The organism is Moraxella nonliquefaciens (assembly GCF_001679005.1).
In the GTDB taxonomy this organism is placed as follows: Bacteria; Pseudomonadota; Gammaproteobacteria; order Pseudomonadales; family Moraxellaceae; genus Moraxella; species Moraxella nonliquefaciens.
Map to the genome: position 1 here is coordinate 59,109 of NZ_LXTW01000034.1, position 17,422 is coordinate 76,530.

The 17,422-nt window shown below is 41.1% G+C and carries 20 protein-coding genes; 14 read left to right on the top strand and 6 right to left on the bottom strand.

Translation table 11 applies throughout. The features are described 5' to 3' along the window. The first annotated feature begins 193 nt into the window (after positions 1 to 193). The 7 genes from A7456_RS10030 (at position 194) to A7456_RS10060 (ending at position 7,606) form a co-directional block, all read left to right on the top strand. The gene (locus tag A7456_RS10030) at positions 194 to 3,073 is read left to right on the top strand and encodes a valine--tRNA ligase (RefSeq protein ID WP_067010286.1); all 2,880 of its coding nucleotides are present in this window, start codon (positions 194 to 196) and stop codon (positions 3,071 to 3,073) included. 74 nt (positions 3,074 to 3,147) lie between these two features. Beyond that, a complete protein-coding gene (locus tag A7456_RS10035) occupies positions 3,148 to 4,284 on the top strand; it encodes a PIN domain-containing protein (protein WP_067010289.1) in 1,137 nt (378 codons plus the stop codon). A gap of 144 nt (positions 4,285 to 4,428) precedes the next feature. Continuing rightward, the gene (locus A7456_RS10040; RefSeq protein WP_067010291.1) at positions 4,429 to 4,689 is read left to right on the top strand and encodes a type II toxin-antitoxin system TacA family antitoxin; all 261 of its coding nucleotides are present in this window, start codon (positions 4,429 to 4,431) and stop codon (positions 4,687 to 4,689) included. Continuing rightward, on the top strand, positions 4,673 to 4,930 hold the full coding sequence (locus A7456_RS10045; RefSeq protein WP_067010293.1) for a hypothetical protein: 258 nt from the start codon (positions 4,673 to 4,675) through the stop codon (positions 4,928 to 4,930). Before A7456_RS10040 ends, A7456_RS10045 begins: the two co-directional genes overlap by 17 nt. Positions 4,931 to 5,054: 124 nt before the next feature. Continuing rightward, positions 5,055 to 5,939, top strand: a complete 885-nt coding sequence (locus tag A7456_RS10050) for a DNA adenine methylase (protein ID WP_082995567.1) — start codon at positions 5,055 to 5,057, stop codon at positions 5,937 to 5,939. 1 nt (position 5,940) lies between these two features. Continuing rightward, a complete protein-coding gene (locus A7456_RS10055) occupies positions 5,941 to 6,783 on the top strand; it encodes a type II restriction endonuclease (protein ID WP_067010297.1) in 843 nt (280 codons plus the stop codon). A 1-nt stretch (position 6,784) separates the two neighbouring features. Next, positions 6,785 to 7,606, top strand: coding sequence for a DNA-methyltransferase (locus A7456_RS10060; RefSeq protein WP_067010299.1), 822 nt, complete (start codon positions 6,785 to 6,787; stop codon positions 7,604 to 7,606). 7 nt (positions 7,607 to 7,613) lie between these two features. Here A7456_RS10060 and A7456_RS10065 read toward each other — a convergent pair whose 3' ends face one another. From A7456_RS10065 to A7456_RS10080, 4 genes are all read right to left on the bottom strand, one after another. Continuing rightward, positions 7,614 to 8,519 (bottom strand): histone deacetylase family protein, encoded by a 906-nt coding sequence (locus tag A7456_RS10065; protein WP_067010301.1) that lies wholly within the window; start codon positions 8,517 to 8,519, stop codon positions 7,614 to 7,616. Between the two features lie 3 nt (positions 8,520 to 8,522). Beyond that, on the bottom strand, positions 8,523 to 9,185 hold the full coding sequence (locus A7456_RS10070) for a type III secretion system chaperone family protein (protein WP_066888594.1): 663 nt from the start codon (positions 9,183 to 9,185) through the stop codon (positions 8,523 to 8,525). Positions 9,186 to 9,323: 138 nt separating this feature from the next. Further along, positions 9,324 to 9,728 (bottom strand): hypothetical protein, encoded by a 405-nt coding sequence (locus tag A7456_RS10075; RefSeq protein WP_067010302.1) that lies wholly within the window; start codon positions 9,726 to 9,728, stop codon positions 9,324 to 9,326. Positions 9,729 to 9,772: 44 nt separating this feature from the next. Next, positions 9,773 to 10,012 carry a hypothetical protein gene (locus A7456_RS10080; protein ID WP_067010304.1) on the bottom strand — a complete coding sequence of 80 codons (240 nt, stop codon included), beginning with the start codon at positions 10,010 to 10,012 and terminating at the stop codon, positions 9,773 to 9,775. A 177-nt stretch (positions 10,013 to 10,189) separates the two neighbouring features. Between A7456_RS10080 and ccmA the strand changes: the two genes are divergently transcribed. From ccmA to A7456_RS10110, 6 genes are all read left to right on the top strand, one after another. Continuing rightward, complete coding sequence (gene ccmA, locus A7456_RS10085) at positions 10,190 to 10,792, top strand: heme ABC exporter ATP-binding protein CcmA (protein ID WP_067010307.1); 603 nt, start codon at positions 10,190 to 10,192, stop codon at positions 10,790 to 10,792. After that, on the top strand, positions 10,789 to 11,448 hold the full coding sequence (locus tag A7456_RS10090) for a heme exporter protein CcmB (RefSeq protein ID WP_066888602.1): 660 nt from the start codon (positions 10,789 to 10,791) through the stop codon (positions 11,446 to 11,448). The genes ccmA and A7456_RS10090 overlap by 4 nt, the downstream gene beginning before the upstream one ends. Before the next feature lie 129 nt (positions 11,449 to 11,577). Continuing rightward, positions 11,578 to 12,624 carry an FAD:protein FMN transferase gene (locus tag A7456_RS10095; protein WP_067010310.1) on the top strand — a complete coding sequence of 349 codons (1,047 nt, stop codon included), beginning with the start codon at positions 11,578 to 11,580 and terminating at the stop codon, positions 12,622 to 12,624. Between the two features lie 76 nt (positions 12,625 to 12,700). Continuing rightward, the gene (locus A7456_RS10100) at positions 12,701 to 13,138 is read left to right on the top strand and encodes a hypothetical protein (protein ID WP_067010313.1); all 438 of its coding nucleotides are present in this window, start codon (positions 12,701 to 12,703) and stop codon (positions 13,136 to 13,138) included. A 26-nt stretch (positions 13,139 to 13,164) separates the two neighbouring features. Further along, entirely contained in the window at positions 13,165 to 14,358 is a 1,194-nt protein-coding gene (gene ubiM, locus A7456_RS10105; protein ID WP_066888607.1) for a 5-demethoxyubiquinol-8 5-hydroxylase UbiM, read from the top strand. 67 nt (positions 14,359 to 14,425) lie between these two features. Then, positions 14,426 to 14,647, top strand: coding sequence for a DUF2788 domain-containing protein (locus A7456_RS10110; protein ID WP_066888609.1), 222 nt, complete (start codon positions 14,426 to 14,428; stop codon positions 14,645 to 14,647). 112 nt (positions 14,648 to 14,759) lie between these two features. On the opposite strand, the gene cmoB is transcribed toward A7456_RS10110, so the two are convergent. Together cmoB and cmoA are read right to left on the bottom strand one after the other, a co-directional pair. Continuing rightward, on the bottom strand, positions 14,760 to 15,764 hold the full coding sequence (gene cmoB / locus A7456_RS10115) for a tRNA 5-methoxyuridine(34)/uridine 5-oxyacetic acid(34) synthase CmoB (RefSeq protein WP_067010316.1): 1,005 nt from the start codon (positions 15,762 to 15,764) through the stop codon (positions 14,760 to 14,762). 163 nt (positions 15,765 to 15,927) lie between these two features. Next, on the bottom strand, positions 15,928 to 16,671 hold the full coding sequence (gene cmoA / locus A7456_RS10120) for a carboxy-S-adenosyl-L-methionine synthase CmoA (protein ID WP_145916123.1): 744 nt from the start codon (positions 16,669 to 16,671) through the stop codon (positions 15,928 to 15,930). 134 nt (positions 16,672 to 16,805) lie between these two features. Between cmoA and msrA the strand changes: the two genes are divergently transcribed. Beyond that, positions 16,806 to 17,324 (top strand): peptide-methionine (S)-S-oxide reductase MsrA, encoded by a 519-nt coding sequence (gene msrA / locus A7456_RS10125; RefSeq protein WP_067010319.1) that lies wholly within the window; start codon positions 16,806 to 16,808, stop codon positions 17,322 to 17,324. Positions 17,325 to 17,422: the final 98 nt, after the last annotated feature.

Consider the following 17,422-nt stretch of genomic DNA (forward strand, 5'->3'; position numbering starts at 1 on the left):
ATTTTAGCAAAATTTTGGGGCAAATGCTCATCTTTTCATGCTGATGATGGGTCATGGGCATGAGTTGGGGCATGTCTGCCATTGGCAACAAGGCTTGTTCCTTGACGATTTTGGGCATTCATATACTATTGCTTGCGTTTTTTTGCTATAATAAACAAATTTTTATCTAAGCTTACACCAAAAAGGCATCATCATGACCCTACCCACAACCTACACCCCATCCGAACTTGAACAAAAATGGTACAAAATCTGGGAACAACAAGGCCATTTTAAACCCCAATCAAACCCTGCCATCAGCGACAAACAAAACGTCTTTTCCATCGCCTTGCCGCCGCCCAATGTTACAGGTTCGCTGCATATGGGGCATGGCTTTAACAACACCATCATGGACACATTAACCCGCTATCATCGCATGATGGGTCATAACACACTTTGGCAGCCCGGTACCGACCACGCAGGCATCGCCACACAGATGGTGGTGGAGCGTCAGCTTGGGTTACAAGGCATCAGCCGTCATGATTTGGGGCGTGAGAAGTTCATTGACAAGGTTTGGGCATGGAAAGAGCAGTCAGGTAACAACATCACTCGCCAAATTCGCCGCTTGGGGTCGTCCGTGGACTGGTCTCGTGAACGCTTTACCATGGACGACGGTCTGTCGCAAGCGGTCAAAGAAGTGTTTGTACAGCTTTATGATGAGGGCTTGATTTATCGTGGCAAACGCCTTGTCAATTGGGACTGCAAATTAAAAACCGCCATTAGTGATTTGGAAGTGGAAAATCGTGATGAAAAAGGCTTTATGTATCACGTTCGCTATCCTTTTGCCGCTGGGCAAACGGACGCCAATGGAGCAAGCCTTGACGGCAAGTATATGCACATTGCCACCACTCGCCCAGAGACCATTTTGGCAGACGGCTGTTTGGCGGTACACCCTGATGATAGCCGATATACGCACATTTTGGGTAAAATGGTGCATGTGCCTTTAACCGACCGTGTCATTCCTGTGCTGGCTGACCCTTATCCTGACCCTGAATTTGGTACAGGGTGCGTAAAAATTACCCCTGCCCACGATTTTAATGACTACGAAGTCGGCGAACGCCAAAACATTGAGATTATTAACCTAATGAACCTTGACGGCACGATGAACGAAAATTGTCCGCCTGCTTATCAAGGGCTTGACCGCTTTGACGCTCGTAAAAAAATCATTGCCGACCTAGAAACGCACGGCTTTTTAGAAAAAGTAGAACCCCACGAATTAAAACGCCCCTATGGCGACCGCTCTGGTACAGTCATTGAACCATTACTTACCGACCAATGGTATGTGGCGATTGAAACCCTTGCCAAACCAGCGATTGAAGCGGTGCAAAATGGCGACATTCAATTCGTGCCACAACAATACACCAACATGTATATGGCATGGATGCGTGATATCCAAGACTGGTGCATCAGCCGTCAGCTGTGGTGGGGGCATCGTATCCCTGCATGGTATGATGACAATGGCAATGTGTATGTGGGGCGTGATGAAAGCGAAGTGCGTGCCAAATACAGCTTAGCCGATACCCCCCTTCGCCAAGATGATGATGTGCTAGATACTTGGTTTAGCTCGGCTCTGTGGACATTTAGCACGCTTGACTGGACAGGTCAGACCAGCTTTGATGATTATGGCGATGCCCTACAAACCTTTCACCCAACAAGCGTGCTGGTAACAGGATTTGACATCATTTTCTTTTGGGTTGCTCGCATGATTATGATGACCATGCACTTTATCAAAGACAAAGATGGCAAGCCCCAAGTCCCCTTTAAGACCGTTTATGTGCATGGTCTGGTCAGAGACAGCCAAGGGCAAAAAATGAGCAAATCCAAAGGCAATGTGCTTGACCCCATTGACTTAATTGATGGCATTGATTTGGAAAATCTGGTCAACAAACGCACCCAAGGGCTGATGAACCCAAAAGAAGCGGACAACATCGCCAAACAAACCCGCCAAGAATTCCCTGACGGTATCCCAGCCTTTGGCACAGATGCCCTGCGATTTACTTACGCATCACTTGCCAGCACAGGGCGAGACATTAACTTTGACTTAAAACGCATTGAAGGATATCGCAATTTTTGTAATAAAATTTGGAACGCCACTCGCTTTGTACTCATGAATTGCATTGACAAAGATGGCAATCCCCAAAACATTGATAAATCCGCCAACCCCAAGCTTTGGCAGTTGCCTGAACACTGGATCATCAGCCGCCTAAACGCCACCATCAATGACATTCACGAGCATATGAGCCAGTACCGTTTTGACTTGATGAGTCAGACCATTTATGAATTTATTTGGAATGAATACTGCGACTGGTATGTGGAGCTTGCCAAATCCAGCTTAAACGCATCAGAACAAGACGGCACAGTCAGCGATGAGCGAAAAGCCCAAATCCGTTATGTGCTGCTCTTTGTGCTTGAAATGGCAATGAAAATGACCCACCCCATCATGCCCTATCTCACCGAAGAGATTTGGCAAACCATCACGCCACTGCTGGGCAAAACAGGCAAAAGCATCATGCTAAGCACCTACCCCAAGTGCGATGACAGCAAAATCAACGAACAAGCCGAAAGCGACATGGCATGGCTACAAAGCCTTATCGGTGCGGTGCGAAACATTCGTGGCGAGATGAAACTGGGCAATGCCGTGCGTCTACCTGTGCTAATTCAAGGGGCAAGCTATGAACAAAAAGCAAGCCTTGTACGCATTGACAATCAATTTAAAACCCTTGCCAAAGTAGACAGCCTAACGATTGTCAAAACTGGCGAAGAGGTGCCATTATCATCATCTGGCATGGTTGGACAAATGAAAGTGCTTGTCCCCATGAAAGGCTTGATTGACCCGACCGCTGAACTAAACCGCCTAAATAAAGTGCGTGATAAACTGCAAACCCAAGCAGATGCCATCAACAAAAAGCTGTCCAATGACAACTTTATCGCCAAAGCCCCTGCAAATGTGGTAGAAGCCGAGCGAGCCAAACTCTCTGAGTTACAAGGGCAGTTGGCAGAAGTGGAGAAGCAGGTGGGGGCGTTGAGTAGTCTATAACTCGCCGTTGAAATCTAAGGAAAAATCAGGCATAGTCAGGGCTGGTTATGTCTGATTTTAATAGGAGTTTATTTATGATTGTAATTTTTGATACAAGTGTTTTGTCTAAAATTTATCACACCCACCCCTTTTATAAAAACTTATGTGAGCTATCACAAAGAGGAAAAATAAAAATTTATATTCCCTATGTTGTAAAAAGAGAAATTGAGACCCAGAGAACCCAAGAAGTTGAAGAGCAATACAGGAAGAGTATAAAAGAGTTGCTTGAATTAAACAAACTTACTGGAGGATTTGGGGAAATAAATGAAATTTCAGAAAAAACCAAAAGTATGAAAGATAGCTTAATAGAATATTCTCGTTCAAAAAATGAAGCATACTTCCATGATTTAAGGGCAATTACTGCTGAGATTGATGTGGAGCAGACCATAAAGGCTTTAGAAGCTTATTTTTTAGGGAATAGACCATTAACAAATCCGAAAAATCGAAATGATATACCTGATAGTTTTATATGTCAATCAATCTATACAATTGCTGATAAGAACCCTGAAAGTAATATCATTGTCGTTGCAAGTGATAAAAAAATAGTAAATACTTTTGAAAAAGACGTAAAATTCACAATATTTAAAACGCTAGATGGTTTTTTTAATTTTGAATACGTGAAGGAAATGCTCAAAGACATATATGAGTATCCTAATACACGTTACATAATAGACTTTCTTATTAAAGATAAGAGAGATGACATACGGAGCAATACTTTATCATCATCTGATATTGACTATAAGATACTATATAAGCAGTTAAAAGAATTTCCTTATAGCAATGATGACACAGCCATTATAAGTGAAATATTAGATGATATTGATATTGATATTGATTTTAATAACCCTATTTTAGTGGGTGAAAATAAAATATTCTTCAAAGTATCGGTAACAGGTTGGGTTGCTCTTGAATTTTATATTGACAAACCTGATTTTTATGCAACATTTGATGAAGAGCTGGAAGTAATAGATGATGTTAATGATTATGTTTACTTGGTGAGAGGAGAGTTTGAAGTTGTTTTAACAGGATTATGCTCCATGGAAATTGATTTTAGCCATACAAGCCTTGATGAAGTTAACAACGATCTTAAGGTTTTGGAAAATTGGTATGATAGCAATAAGTTAAACATAGTTTACAAAGTTGAAAGTTTGGATACTGCCTTATTCTTGTAATTCTTAAATTGGCAGATTTGTTTTTGGGCAATTAACTCTTAGTGGCAATTTTAAGCAAATTGGGGTGAGTATTATTTCAAAATTGACACCCACCTCAATCCCCCTTATAAATTGTACATCAATCCGACACCAAAAGGACACACTATGCCAGCAACCGAATGTATCAATATCCGCACCACACCCCACGCCAAAGCCTTGATTGAAAAGGCAAGCCAATGTCTTGGCGTGTTGGTCAGTAGCTTTATGGCTCAAAGCGCCTACAAAAAAGCCCTAAGTCTAGAACAGTCCGAAACCATTTATCTAAATCAAGATGAATGGCAAAAAGTCCTTGCCATGCTTGACGATGAGCCGTCTGATGAGATAAACGCACTTTTGGCAAGAGGCTATCGTGTTATCGGTCGTTAAATTTGACAAAAGTTTTGATAGGGAGAGTTTTGATTGTGGCGTGGCGGTGCTGAATGATTTTTTAAAAATTCGTGCCAGTCAATACATTAAGCGTTATGAAGCGGTGGTTTATTGTGCGTTTGATGACCAAACTCAAAAAACGCGGGTTTTTACACCCTGTCCAATACCACCATTTGCCAAGCTGATGACCCTGTTTTTCTCAAAAAACAGCACCCAACCGCTCCGATTGGTTGCGTGTTGATTGGGCAATTGGCGGAAGTGGAGAAGCAGGTAGGGGCGTTGGGGAATTTGTGATCCTAACAACAGCAAATGGATCATCTTTTGGTCTATTTGCTTAACTTATTATGATAAACAATAGAAAAGTCATGAAACCTTTTATAAAATGGGCGGGCGGTAAGAATTCTTTGCTTGATAAAATTCAAAAACGCTTGCCTGATTATGTCCATTCACAAGATTTTTGTTTGGTAGAGCCTTTTGTTGGTGGTGGGGCGGTGTCCTTATGGGCATTGTCCGATTTGCCACATCTAAAACAGCTTATCATCAATGATTACAATGCTGATTTAACCAATGTTTATCAAGTCATTAAAAATAAACCAGATGATTTGATAAAATATATTGAAAATATGCAAAATCATTATGATAAACTCACAGACATAGAGAGTAAAAAACCTTATTTTTATCACAAAAGAGATATTTTTAATCAAAGAAATGGCAATGATGTTGAACAGGCAGGTTTATTTATTTTTTTAAATAAATCTGCTTTTAATGGCTTGTATCGTGTTAATAAAAACAATCAATTCAATGTTCCTATCGGCAGTTATAAAAAACCAACATTTATAGATAAAGACAATATTTTAACCATTTCAAAAAAACTACAAAATACAAAAATACTAACAGGGGATTTTGAATTGGTTTTAAATCACTTGCCAAATAATTTTCCTTGTATATTTTATCTTGATCCGCCTTACCGCCCAATCAGTGATACAGCAAGTTTTACCTCTTATTCTGATAATGGGTTTGACGATAATGAACAAAAACGGTTGGCAAACTTTTGTAAAAAAATAGATGAGATAGGTCATTACTTTTTATTAAGCAATTCCGATCCAAAAAATACCAATTCATCTGATGAATTTTTTGATGAATTGTATCAAGATTTTAAAATTGAGAGAATACAAGCTAACCGCACTATTAGTGCCAATAGTAATGGTCGCAAAAAGGTAAATGAAATTATGGTTAGTAACGGAGTTTAATATGAAATTAGCATTTGATGATTTTTTAAATAGCATGTCAGAAACAAATGCCACTTTGGATTATTTTACTGACTTTGATAAAGTAAAAAAGAATGTCGCTCAAATTGAGATTAAATTAAATCAACTGAATTATTTGTTAGGCAAAGATGATTTGGCACAAGCCGTTTATGAACTATATGCAGAATGTCCAAATGCGTTTTGTGTTTTAGAGATATTGATTGCAGTTAGGCAAAAAGAACAAAAGAAAACGCTGGATGAAAAAGGTCAAGTGGTGGTATTAAACAGCTACTTTAAATCGGCGGATAAAATTATAGATTTTCTTAAAAATACAGGACTTGCCAATATATTTAGAGACAGAAATATCAAGAACTTGGTTGATTATGTGTTTGGCATTGAAGTAGGCTTGGATACCAATGCTCGTAAAAATCGTGGCGGAGACAATATGTCAAAAGCTGTTCAATCGTTATTTGACCGTGCTGGCATTTATTATAAAAAGGAAGTTAGAAATACCATTTTTACAGACATTGAAAGTTTGGGAGCTGATGTTAAACAATTTGATTTTGTCATCAAAACAAAAATCAAAACCTATGTGATTGAAACCAATTATTATAATGGTGGTGGATCAAAATTAAATGAAGTTGCCAGAGCTTATACCGATGTTGCACCGAAAATAAATCAGTATCCACAGTATGAGTTTGTTTGGATTACCGATGGGCAAGGGTGGAAAACTGCCAAAAATAAATTACAAGAAGCCTATATTCATATTCCCTCCGTTTATAATTTATACACTTTGCAAAGTTTTATTGAACAGATAAATAGTGAAGGTGTTATAAGGGATTGGTAAAATGGGACTAAATCCTTATTTTGAAGCAAGTGATCAAACCTTTAATATCTACCAAGGTAATTGTATTGATATCATGTCGCATTTTCAGAGCAATTCCATAGATATGATATTTGCCGATCCGCCTTATTTTTTATCCAATGGTGGATTAACTTTTAAAAATGGCATCATCCAATCGGTTAATAAAGGCGAATGGGATACAAATGACAATGAAAACAGTATTTACAATTTTAATCATGAATGGATAGCACAATCCAGACGATTATTAAAAGACAATGGAACCATTTGGATAAGTGGCACACACCATAATATTTTTACCGTTGGTCAATTATTAAAAGAAAATAACTTTAAAATATTAAATATAATCACTTGGGAAAAACCCAATCCACCACCTAATTTTTCTTGTCGTTATTTTACCCATTCGAGTGAATGGATAATTTGGGCAAGAAAGCATTCTAAGATGCCACATTATTTTGATTATGATTTGATGAAAAAATTAAATGGTGATAAACAAGCCAAAGATGTTTGGCGATTGCCTGCCGTAAGCAAATGGGAAAAAGAGCAAGGCAAACACCCAACGCAAAAACCTCTTGGGTTATTATCTCGGATCATCTTGGCAAGCACTAAAAAAGGTAACATGGTACTAGATCCTTTTTCAGGTTCTAGTACCACAGGTATTGCAGCAACCATTTTGGGTAGGCAATTTATCGGCATTGATAAAGAATTGGAATTTTTGGAATTATCAAAAAGGCGTTATCACGCAATTACGCCCAAATCAAAATATGAATTTAAACAAAAAATTCGTGAGCAGATTAGTTTGGTGTAAAGGCACTTTAAGATGTCATTAACCCCAAAACCACCCCAAACACCCCACAATGAGCCGCCACCACCGTCTCAATGTCAGGTGAATAGCCCCCACCCATGACAACAGCGACAGGGATGCCCACCTTGTGTGCGGTGGTAAGTACCATCTTATCTCGCTCATAGCAACCTGCCATGCTAAGCGATAATTTACCCAGTTTATCCGTCGCCAGCACATCCACGCCTGCCTGATAAAATAGCATGTCAGGGTCAAACTCACGGATAATCTTGGGCAAAGTCTCACCCAGCATCGTCAAATATGCTTCATCACCTGTGCTGTCATCAAGCTCTATATCTAGGTCGGACGATGGTTTGATAAAGGGATAGTTCTTTTTGCCGTGCATGCTAAACACAAAGACAGCAGGGTTATTTGCCATGATGGAGGCATTGCCATTGCCTTGATGCACATCCAAATCCACGCTCAAAATGCGTTTGGCTTGCCCTCGTGCTAAGAGCAGATTGCTCGCCACGCACACGTCATTAAACACACAAAATCCCTCACCATGGTCAGCAAATCCGTGGTGCGTACCACCTGATACCGACAAAGAGATGCCGTATTCTTTGGCGTATAAGGCACATTCGTAAGTGGCGTGCGTAATGTAGCGTTCTCGCTTAATAAGACTGGCGGACATGGGCAGACCGATTTTACGAATCTCTTTGTCCGTGAGCGTGCCTGTTTTTAATTTGTGCCAATAATCAGCGGTGTGCGTGCTTAGAATCTCTTGTTCTGATAACAGCTCGGGATGAAATAAATTATCTTGCGTGATGATGCCATCGGTAAGCAGTTTTTTGGGGATTAGGTCGTATTTTGCCATGGGAAAGCGGTGAGAGACTGGCAGAGAATGACAAAATAAGGGCGAATAAGCAATTTTTAGCATGGTTTACTGAGCGGTATGCGTGGGTAGAAAAAACGTCCGCTTTTCATTATTCACAACCGTTTTTATCTCATCATCTGTGTCCATATAATCGCCTGCAAACTGGCTTGGCTCATCATCTGCCAACACAAGCATCATGATGCCCTGAGCCACTTTGGTCAATCCTGCCAAAACTTGTAGATAACAAGCCAGTAATTGATCAGTTAAAGGGGTAAATTCTGCATCAAAAGCAATCTTGGCACGCACCTCACCGTCAGCAGGGTCAAGCTCAATTCCGCCAAAACTGATGTTCATATTTATCTTGGCAATCTCCATAAGCATGGCGGTATAATGACTGACAGGCACGCCATCATCTAGTATACCAAATACCGAAACAAGCTGATTGTCTTCGTTGATACGAAACACGCACGTCCAGTCGTTCTCACGGTCGGTAAAGCCCATGATAAGATGATGTGTGTGTCCACCGTCATCGGGTGGGCGGTGGTTGTATTTCCAATCTTGTTTGTCAAGCCATGCCATGATGTCACGGGTTATGGGGCGTGATGTGAGCTTGGTGGTGGGGACGGTTAGGATTTGTTTGGGTTTAGCGGTTTTTGGGGTGTCTGTTGGTTTATCTGTCCCTGTGTTGGGGTTGGATTTTTTAAATAGACTTTTGATTTTTTTAAACATAAAGTTGCCTTGGTTGTATTTTAAAGAGTGATATTTTAAGAATTAGCATAACAAAACATAAGGGAATTAAAAAGCATTATTTGGGGTTTTTGAGGATTTTTCAATTTGACAAATTTTAACAAGGCATATTTTAAATCATCATTTACTTGCTGTTAAATACTGTGGTGCAGGTAACCAAAATGACTTATCATAACGATAATGGTCGGTGCAGTCCACGATGATGATACTGTCCTGCTTTTTATGCCAAATAAAATGTAGCACCATATCAGACGTGTGATAATGCCCCGTTGGGCTTAGGCGATAGGACGGTATGCCAATGTGATAATGCCATAGATGATTGGTGTAGGTATAGGTATAATTGGGGTCGGTTGGCGATAGATTTCGCCAAGACGGACTGATTTTACCTTTATAATGACAAAAAACGGCATGGTCAAATCCGTATCGCTCAACCAAATAAATAAAATCCACAATCGCATTTTGTAAATTGGGCGGAAAATTAGGATATTCTTTTACAAATTCATCGCCAAGTAAAATATCGGTCATAAAAAAGCCCTGTTTGTCATCAGGGCGTATTATATCAGGATTGTTTAGGCATGGTTAATTTGTTTGGCACGGTTTAATAAAAACGCATGAATTTGTGATTTTTCCAGCCCTTTTGGCAAAGCAACCCTATCAGCATGAATGGCTTTATCCATACGCTGTCGGTCTAAGGCAATGGGCGAGTAATCGTCCGTCATATGTTTATCATAATAATATGCCACGATAGACGTGCATACATATTGATGATGTACGGCATGGGTATTGTCAATGATAGGGGTAAATAACATGAAAAACTCATAAATACTATGCAGTAATGCATATTTTAAACATTTTTAACTGATAACACAAGTTATCATTTTTAATCCCACAAAACAATCATCATTTTTGCCGTCATCATTCAAATTTTTCCCAAAATTTGTTATGATAATGCTTTAAATATAATGCTTTAAATCAAAAATAACCCCATGAACCATTTAGCAATTTTACAACTCCATCAAGTCGCCATTGGACGGGGTGATTTTATCTTATGCAATGATGTCAATCTTACCCTACATGCAGGCGATGTGTGTCATCTGGTCGGTGAAAATGGACTGGGCAAGACCACTTTACTAAACCAAATTTCAGGACTGTTGCCCGTCACACATGGCACGATAACCAAATCCCCTCTTGTGTACATCGCCCATCAGCTTGGCATCAGCCCTGCTTTGACCGTCGCCCAGAATTTACGCTTTTTGTTGTCTTTGTATGACATACAGGCGGACGATGACATGCTAGACACCGCCCTTGACATGGTTGGATTATATGGCTTGGGCAACACTTCTAGCGTTTGGCTCTCAGCAGGACAAAAAAGACGCATTGGGCTGGCACGGCTATTTATCATGACCCCCAACCATGCCCCTTTGTGGCTACTTGATGAACCCTTGACTGCCCTAGACATGACGATGGTCGCCAAACTAGAAAAGCGTATTGGGGACTTTGCAAATACAGGCGGAGCAGTACTTGCCACAAGTCATCAAGCCATGCAAGGAGCAAACTGCATATTGGACTTGACGGAGTTTGCCCTATGAGAGTTTTATTACAAAGAGAATGGCACATCAAATGTCAAGGAGCGATACAATGGCTCTACCCTTTGGTGCTGTTTTTACTCATCATGACGCTGTTTCCCTTAGCCATCGGAGCAGAACCTACAATACTCTTACGCCTTGCCACCTCTGCGGTATGGATAGCGGTACTATTATCGCTGGTCATGGGCATAGAAGAGCTGTTTCGTCCTGATTTTGATAATGGCACGCTCGCTCAGCTTATCGTCTCAGACTCGTCCCTAGCGGTATGGATAGCGGTACGTTTGGCACTACATTGGCTGTTTAGTGCAGCTCTTGTGGCGATATTGTCATTTTTGGCGATACCATTATTTGGCTTGCCTGTGGGTGATATGCTCATGCTTTTTGCATCCATCATGGTCGGCTCGCCCATGTTACTGATGCTCTCTGCCATCGCAAGTTCACTCACACTCACCCTAAAAAATGGGGCAGCACTTGTACCACTCATTGCCCTACCCATGCAACTGCCTGTACTCATCTTTGCCACCGGGGCAGTAGATTTATATGCCACAGGGTTAAACGGCTTACCCATTCTTGCCATGCTTGGGGCAGGCAGTATCTTGGCGGTCATGATAACACCATTTGTGATTGCAGGGATTTTGAAGATGGCGTGGGCGACTTGATGGCTTTATGCCCTACCATTACACCAAAAAACGTCATGAATCTTGTGATGATGAACAGGATCATTTTAAGTCAGCCAACTCTATGCTAAAATAACCAAAATCCAACACAACCACGCCAAACTACCAACCATGAAACCATCAAATTTTATCATTTGTGTCGCTGCCCTGCCCATCATTGCTTGCACCCCCACCCTGCCATCTACCACGTACCAAAAGATAGATGGGCAGACGATGGGAACGAGTTATCATATCACCTTTGAGATGCCAGATGGGGCAAATGGTGATGAGATACAAGCAAGTATAGATGCTCGCCTCGATGAGATTAATAACAGCATGTCCACTTATCAAGATAACAGCACCATCAATAAATTCAACGCCCTAAATGCAGGACAAACCATACAAATAGACCCCAACTTTATCAAAGTCTTATCCGACAGCCGACTTATCTATGAAAAATCACATCACAGCTTTGACCCAACCGTCCATGCACTTGTGGAGCTTTGGGGTTTTGGGGCAAAGATGAGTGTAGAACGCTTACAAAATCCCCCTACCCAAGCTGAAATCCTAGCCGTACGTAACACCATCGGACTTGATAAAATCGTACTAAATGGCAATGAATTATCAAAAACCACAGACGGTGTGGGACTTGACTTCTCAGCAATTGCCAAAGGCTATGGCGTGGATATGATAGCAGACATCCTAAAATCCAAATACAACATTAACAACTATATGGTAGAGATTGGTGGCGAGATTGCCACAAATGGCGTAAACGATAAAGGGCTACCATGGACGCTTGCCATTGACAAACCCATCATGGGCAGTACCGCCACAAACCGTGAGATTATGACCACTGTTACCTTATCAGGAAAAAGCATGGCAACCAGTGGCAATTACCGCAACTCACTTGATTATGATGGCAAAACATACAGCCATACCATCAACCCCCATACGGCAGCCCCTGTCATTGGTGGCGTGCCGAGTGTTACGGTCATCGCTGACACCACAGCAGTGGCAGACGGTTGGGCAACCGCCTTGACCGCCATCGCCCAAGATGATGCCATCAAATTGGCAGACCAAAATAACATCATCGCCTTATTCATCACCAAAGACGGCGACAACTGGCAAATTCACAAAAGCCAAGCCTTTATCGCCTTTGAAGCACAGGGCAAAAATTAACCATCAAATCTTTAAGCATTGTCTTTAAAAACTCATCAATTTACATTACAATAGCATCAAACATTTAAGGATAATCATGAGCACATTCTCGCCCAGCCCCCAATTTACCAAACGTTGGCACACCATCCCTACCGCCATCAAAAACGCCTTTCATCAAGAGCTCGATGACATCATTGACATGCTTCACGGTAGCACCCCCGCTCATGAATTTGAATTCAACCATGCTGATTTTGGGCAAACCCTTGCAGATTTATTTCTTATTCATCAAGATGACACACCCATCCCTGCTCGCATCATTCATAACTTAGAGACGCCTCAAGCGCCATTTAGTCAAACATCTACCCCCACCCAAAGGTTACACCCCAAGGATTTGGATGCCTTAGAGACACGCATTACAGACAAATTAAGCAAACAGATTGACGACTTTTTGGGAGAACACATGGCACAAGTTTCTGACGATTTAAAAGGCTGGCTAAAAACCGCCTTAAAAAACGAACTTGCCAACCACCAATAATCCACTCATCCATCATAAGGCCTATCATGAATACAACACACAGCGACATCATCATCATCGGAGCAGGTCCTGCTGGGCTTGCTTTTTCACGGCATTTTAAGGGTACAGATTTGACCGTAACCATCATTGAAAAATCTCCCCTAAATGACATCGCAAACCCTGCCTATGATGGTCGTGAGATTGCCCTAACGCACCGCTCTCGTGAGATTATGCTGGATTTGGGGGCATGGCAACGCATGGCTGATGATGAAATTTATAAACTGGCTGATGCTAAGGTGTATAATGGCGATTTTAATTATGCCCTACATTTTAAAGTGCCAAAAGATTTAAAACTGTTAAGCAGTATTGACCGTTTGGGTAATCTCATCTCAAACCACAATATCAGACAAGCCTTTTATGATGAAGTTAAGGACTTACCCAATGTCAATATCCTAACCGAACAATCCGTCCTAGACATCAAAACCAACAACCAAAAAGCAGAGGTTATCCTAGCAGATGGTCGCACCCTAAGCGCCAATCTACTCATTGGAGCGGACAGTCGTCTGTCCTTTGTACGCAAAAAACTCGGTATTGGAGCGGAGATGAACGACTTTGGGAGAACAGTCATCGTCTTTCGGGTATCACACCCTTTATCCAACGAAGCAACTGCCAGAGAATGTTTTTTGCATGGCAGAACACTTGCCTTATTACCCTTACATGAGCATTTGACCAACTGCGTCATCACACTAGATAACACCCAAGCTAATAGCCTACTTGCAATGACAGGTGATGAACTTGCCTTAGAGGTTCAGCGTATGATGGATGATCGCTTAGGCAAACTGACCTTAGCAGGCACAATACACCACTATCCACTCATGGGTGTACATGCTAAGACTTTTGTATCCACTCGCTCAGCTTTGGTCGGCGACAGTGCGGTAGGCATGCACCCTGTTACCGCCCATGGCTTCAACCTAGGCATCATGGGAGCAAATACTCTTGCTACGCTCATCCTAGACGCTCACGCCAAAGAGCAAGACATCGCAAGCCCTGCTTTGCTACAAAAATACAACCTTCGCCACCAAGCCCACACTCGCCCCTTATATCATGGCACCAACTTAATGGTAGGCATGTTTACCGATGACAGTACGCCCATGCAAGTGGTGCGAGATTTGACCTTGCGAGTAAGTAATCACTTACCGCCTGTCAAACGTTGGATAGCAGGACAGCTGACAGGAAAATAAGCCATACCGCCATATCATCAAACTATGTTATAATGGCTTATTTTCATCCATTCACACAAGGTGTTTTATGATTGTTGCCATCTCCGAAGGACTGATTGTCAAAATTGGAATGTATGGATTACTGCCTGCATTCATTGCCTTTTTGTTTTTTATCATGTGGGACATGGCAAAAAGCACCAATGCAGGCAAGGCAGGGACATTTTGGATTTTTGTGGCGTTGGGGGCAGGCTTTGTCGGTTTTTTATTAAAAATCGTGATTGAATTTGTATTAAAAACGTGGTTCATCTAAGGCATCCATCCAAAATCCATGGGTCACATCCATCAAATTAGCATCACGCATTTAAAATCCCCACTTGACAAAGACATAATCCGCTTCTTACAACACAAACATGATTGAGACCCTATGGCTTTTTGGCAATCATCACCGCCCGTTTGGGAGCAGGGTAACCTTCGACGGTCAGGGTTTTGTCATCTTTATCCAAAAAATCCGTCAATGACTGATAATCCATCCATTTAGTCGCACGTTGTTCGTTGGTATCAGTAACATTAACATCCACACAACGAATGTCCACAAAACCCATTTTTCCAAGCCATTTTGTCAAAGCAGGTACGCTTGGCAAAAAATACACGTTATTCATCATCGCATAACGCTCAAATGGCACTAGGGCGGTATGCTCATCCCCATCAACGACAAGCGTTTCTAGCACAAGCGTGCCGCCATGACACAACTGAGCCTTTAAACGCTCTAAATGCTCAAAAGGTGATGAACGATGATACAACACCCCCATGCTAAACACAACATCAAACCATCCCCCAGCTGGTAACACTTCTAGCCCCACAGGCACATAATGCACATCACACGACCCCACAAAGTGCTTGATTGCCATGAACTGATGATAAAACAAACACGATGGGTCAATGACCACTATTGACTTAGCCTGTGCCCCTAACATGCGAAAGCCATGATAACCTGAACCGCCACCAACATCCAACACCCGTTTACCTACTAAATTCAAATGAGAAGCAACTCGCTCCCATTTCCAGTCCGAACGCCATTCGGTATCTATGTGTATAAGCTTATCATCTGAACCGATAAAAAAAGGGCCTTTTCGCCATGGCATGAGGGTTTTTAGTAGTGCCATGGTTTTTTTATATTCACCCATTTGCCAATCATCACCCAGCCTAATGGCAACTTTATCAGTCAAATTCACCGCCACAGGATGAACTTTTGGCAGTTTGGCGATGGCGGATGTATAATAAGGAGCATGGGCGTAGCGTGATTTATTCTTGATATCACTAAGCCATGTTGGCAGACGAGCAAGCCATTCATAAGCAGTAGGATTATTTTTGGCAATGTTCAATAAGAACAGATATAAATCTTTTTCAAAGTCAGCAATGGTGGTCATCGGTCATTTAGTGTCAAAAGTCAAAATTAGGTATGTCATCTAAATTGCTAAAAATTCATCAGTGTTCGGCATATCCAACATTGATAAAAACTTACAATTTTAATCAATTTTTGCATGAAAAATGAGTAAATCATAAATTATGCCATAAAAAATAAGCACGTTCCTATTTAAACGCAATGATGGAAATGAAGTTTAAAAAGCGAAACCATGTCATCTGTCTTGTAAAGCCCACCGCTGTCAATCGCTTACTGTGTTTATATTCGCTGTCAGTAATTAGCACATTTTCCAAGGCATTTCGCTTAGCACTGATTTCAAGATTACTATATCCATTGGCACGCTTAAAGTCATAATATCGCTCAACTTGCCATGCGTCATCTTGCTCATCAAGTAAATGCACTTTTTCGGTCAATATTAAAATACCTCCATCCGCCAATGCGTCATAACATTTTTGCAAAAGTTCTACTCGCTTAATGGGTGCTAAAAATTGTAAAGTCAAATTTAACACAATCATGTCGCATTTTTGAAATACCATCTCATTAATATCACCACAAATGATATGAATGTCATGATTAGGATAATGCTCAGTTAATAAGACAGTAGCACGTTCGGTCATGGGTTGTGAATTATCAATGCCGATAAGCTCCACTTCGTCCACACCAAATTCACCTGCCAATGTAAATAAAACTGCTCCAAGTGATGTTCCTAAGTCATAGACACGGCTGATTTTTTTATCATTTTTTTGTTGGCGATACCCCAAATGACGGCGAGCAAAAATTGGCAACATGGCAAGTACTTGTCCATAACCGGGAACACTTCGGCGTATCATATCAGGAAAGCACATTACCACTTGTTCATCAAAACTAAAACGGGCATGTTTATCAAGAGGTGTGGTAAAAAGTGTATCCATACCAGTATCGATAGTTGGATTAATGTTTGGACTAGGGACATGATCACTGTATGGCATGAGTTATTGGTTTTTTATAAAATATGTGCTATTCTATCATTTTTAACACATATTTTCATAATATTAAGGGTATGATTATGCAAGAAATTATTCTAGGGGGTGGCTGTTTTTGGTGCACCCAATCGGTATTTTTGACAGTCAAAGGCATAATCTCTGCAACCAGTGGTTATGCAGGTGGACAGGCAGAGACAGCAGATTATGAATCAGTGTGTGGCGGACAGACAGGACATGTGGAAGTCATCAAGATTGTCTATGATAAACAAGTCATCGATCTGTCAACCATTTTAGATATTTTCTTTGCCACACACGACCCAACCACTCTTAACCGTCAGGGTAATGATGTTGGTACACAGTATGCCTCTGTGATTTTTTATGATAATGAAACAGATTTAGCCATCATCAACGATAAAATCGCCGCACTAAAAGCGAATGACATTCCTGTGGTTACTCGCGTGGAAAAAGCGCCGATTTTTTACCAAGCAGAAGAATATCATCAGAATTTTTTTAGTAAAAACCCAACCCAAGGCTATTGCAACTTTGCCATTCCACCAAAATTACAAAAATTAAAAACAGAGTTCAGCGCTTTTCTTAAATAAACATTTTTTCTATTTAAAAAGACAACATAAAGAAAGACGGTATTGCTGTCTTTCTTTTAATTCTTAAATCATAATTTAACCCAAAACCCCCACATCTT

Coding starts and splice junctions, on each gene's coding strand:
- A7456_RS10035 (WP_067010289.1), top strand. CDS start 3,148: ATGATTGTAATTTTTGATACAAGTGTTTTGTCTAAAATTTATCACACC.
- A7456_RS10060 (WP_067010299.1), top strand. CDS start 6,785: ATGGGACTAAATCCTTATTTTGAAGCAAGTGATCAAACCTTTAATATC.
- ubiM (WP_066888607.1), top strand. CDS start 13,165: ATGAATACAACACACAGCGACATCATCATCATCGGAGCAGGTCCTGCT.
- cmoA (WP_145916123.1), bottom strand. CDS start 16,671: ATGGATACACTTTTTACCACACCTCTTGATAAACATGCCCGTTTTAGT.
- ccmA (WP_067010307.1), top strand. CDS start 10,190: ATGAACCATTTAGCAATTTTACAACTCCATCAAGTCGCCATTGGACGG.
- A7456_RS10070 (WP_066888594.1), bottom strand. CDS start 9,185: ATGTTTAAAAAAATCAAAAGTCTATTTAAAAAATCCAACCCCAACACA.
- A7456_RS10090 (WP_066888602.1), top strand. CDS start 10,789: ATGAGAGTTTTATTACAAAGAGAATGGCACATCAAATGTCAAGGAGCG.
- cmoB (WP_067010316.1), bottom strand. CDS start 15,764: ATGACCACCATTGCTGACTTTGAAAAAGATTTATATCTGTTCTTATTG.
- A7456_RS10065 (WP_067010301.1), bottom strand. CDS start 8,519: ATGCTAAAAATTGCTTATTCGCCCTTATTTTGTCATTCTCTGCCAGTC.
- A7456_RS10055 (WP_067010297.1), top strand. CDS start 5,941: ATGAAATTAGCATTTGATGATTTTTTAAATAGCATGTCAGAAACAAAT.
- A7456_RS10075 (WP_067010302.1), bottom strand. CDS start 9,728: ATGACCGATATTTTACTTGGCGATGAATTTGTAAAAGAATATCCTAAT.
- A7456_RS10050 (WP_082995567.1), top strand. CDS start 5,055: ATGAAACCTTTTATAAAATGGGCGGGCGGTAAGAATTCTTTGCTTGAT.
- A7456_RS10110 (WP_066888609.1), top strand. CDS start 14,426: ATGATTGTTGCCATCTCCGAAGGACTGATTGTCAAAATTGGAATGTAT.
- A7456_RS10030 (WP_067010286.1), top strand. CDS start 194: ATGACCCTACCCACAACCTACACCCCATCCGAACTTGAACAAAAATGG.
- A7456_RS10080 (WP_067010304.1), bottom strand. CDS start 10,012: ATGTTATTTACCCCTATCATTGACAATACCCATGCCGTACATCATCAA.
- A7456_RS10100 (WP_067010313.1), top strand. CDS start 12,701: ATGAGCACATTCTCGCCCAGCCCCCAATTTACCAAACGTTGGCACACC.
- msrA (WP_067010319.1), top strand. CDS start 16,806: ATGCAAGAAATTATTCTAGGGGGTGGCTGTTTTTGGTGCACCCAATCG.
- A7456_RS10095 (WP_067010310.1), top strand. CDS start 11,578: ATGAAACCATCAAATTTTATCATTTGTGTCGCTGCCCTGCCCATCATT.
- A7456_RS10040 (WP_067010291.1), top strand. CDS start 4,429: ATGCCAGCAACCGAATGTATCAATATCCGCACCACACCCCACGCCAAA.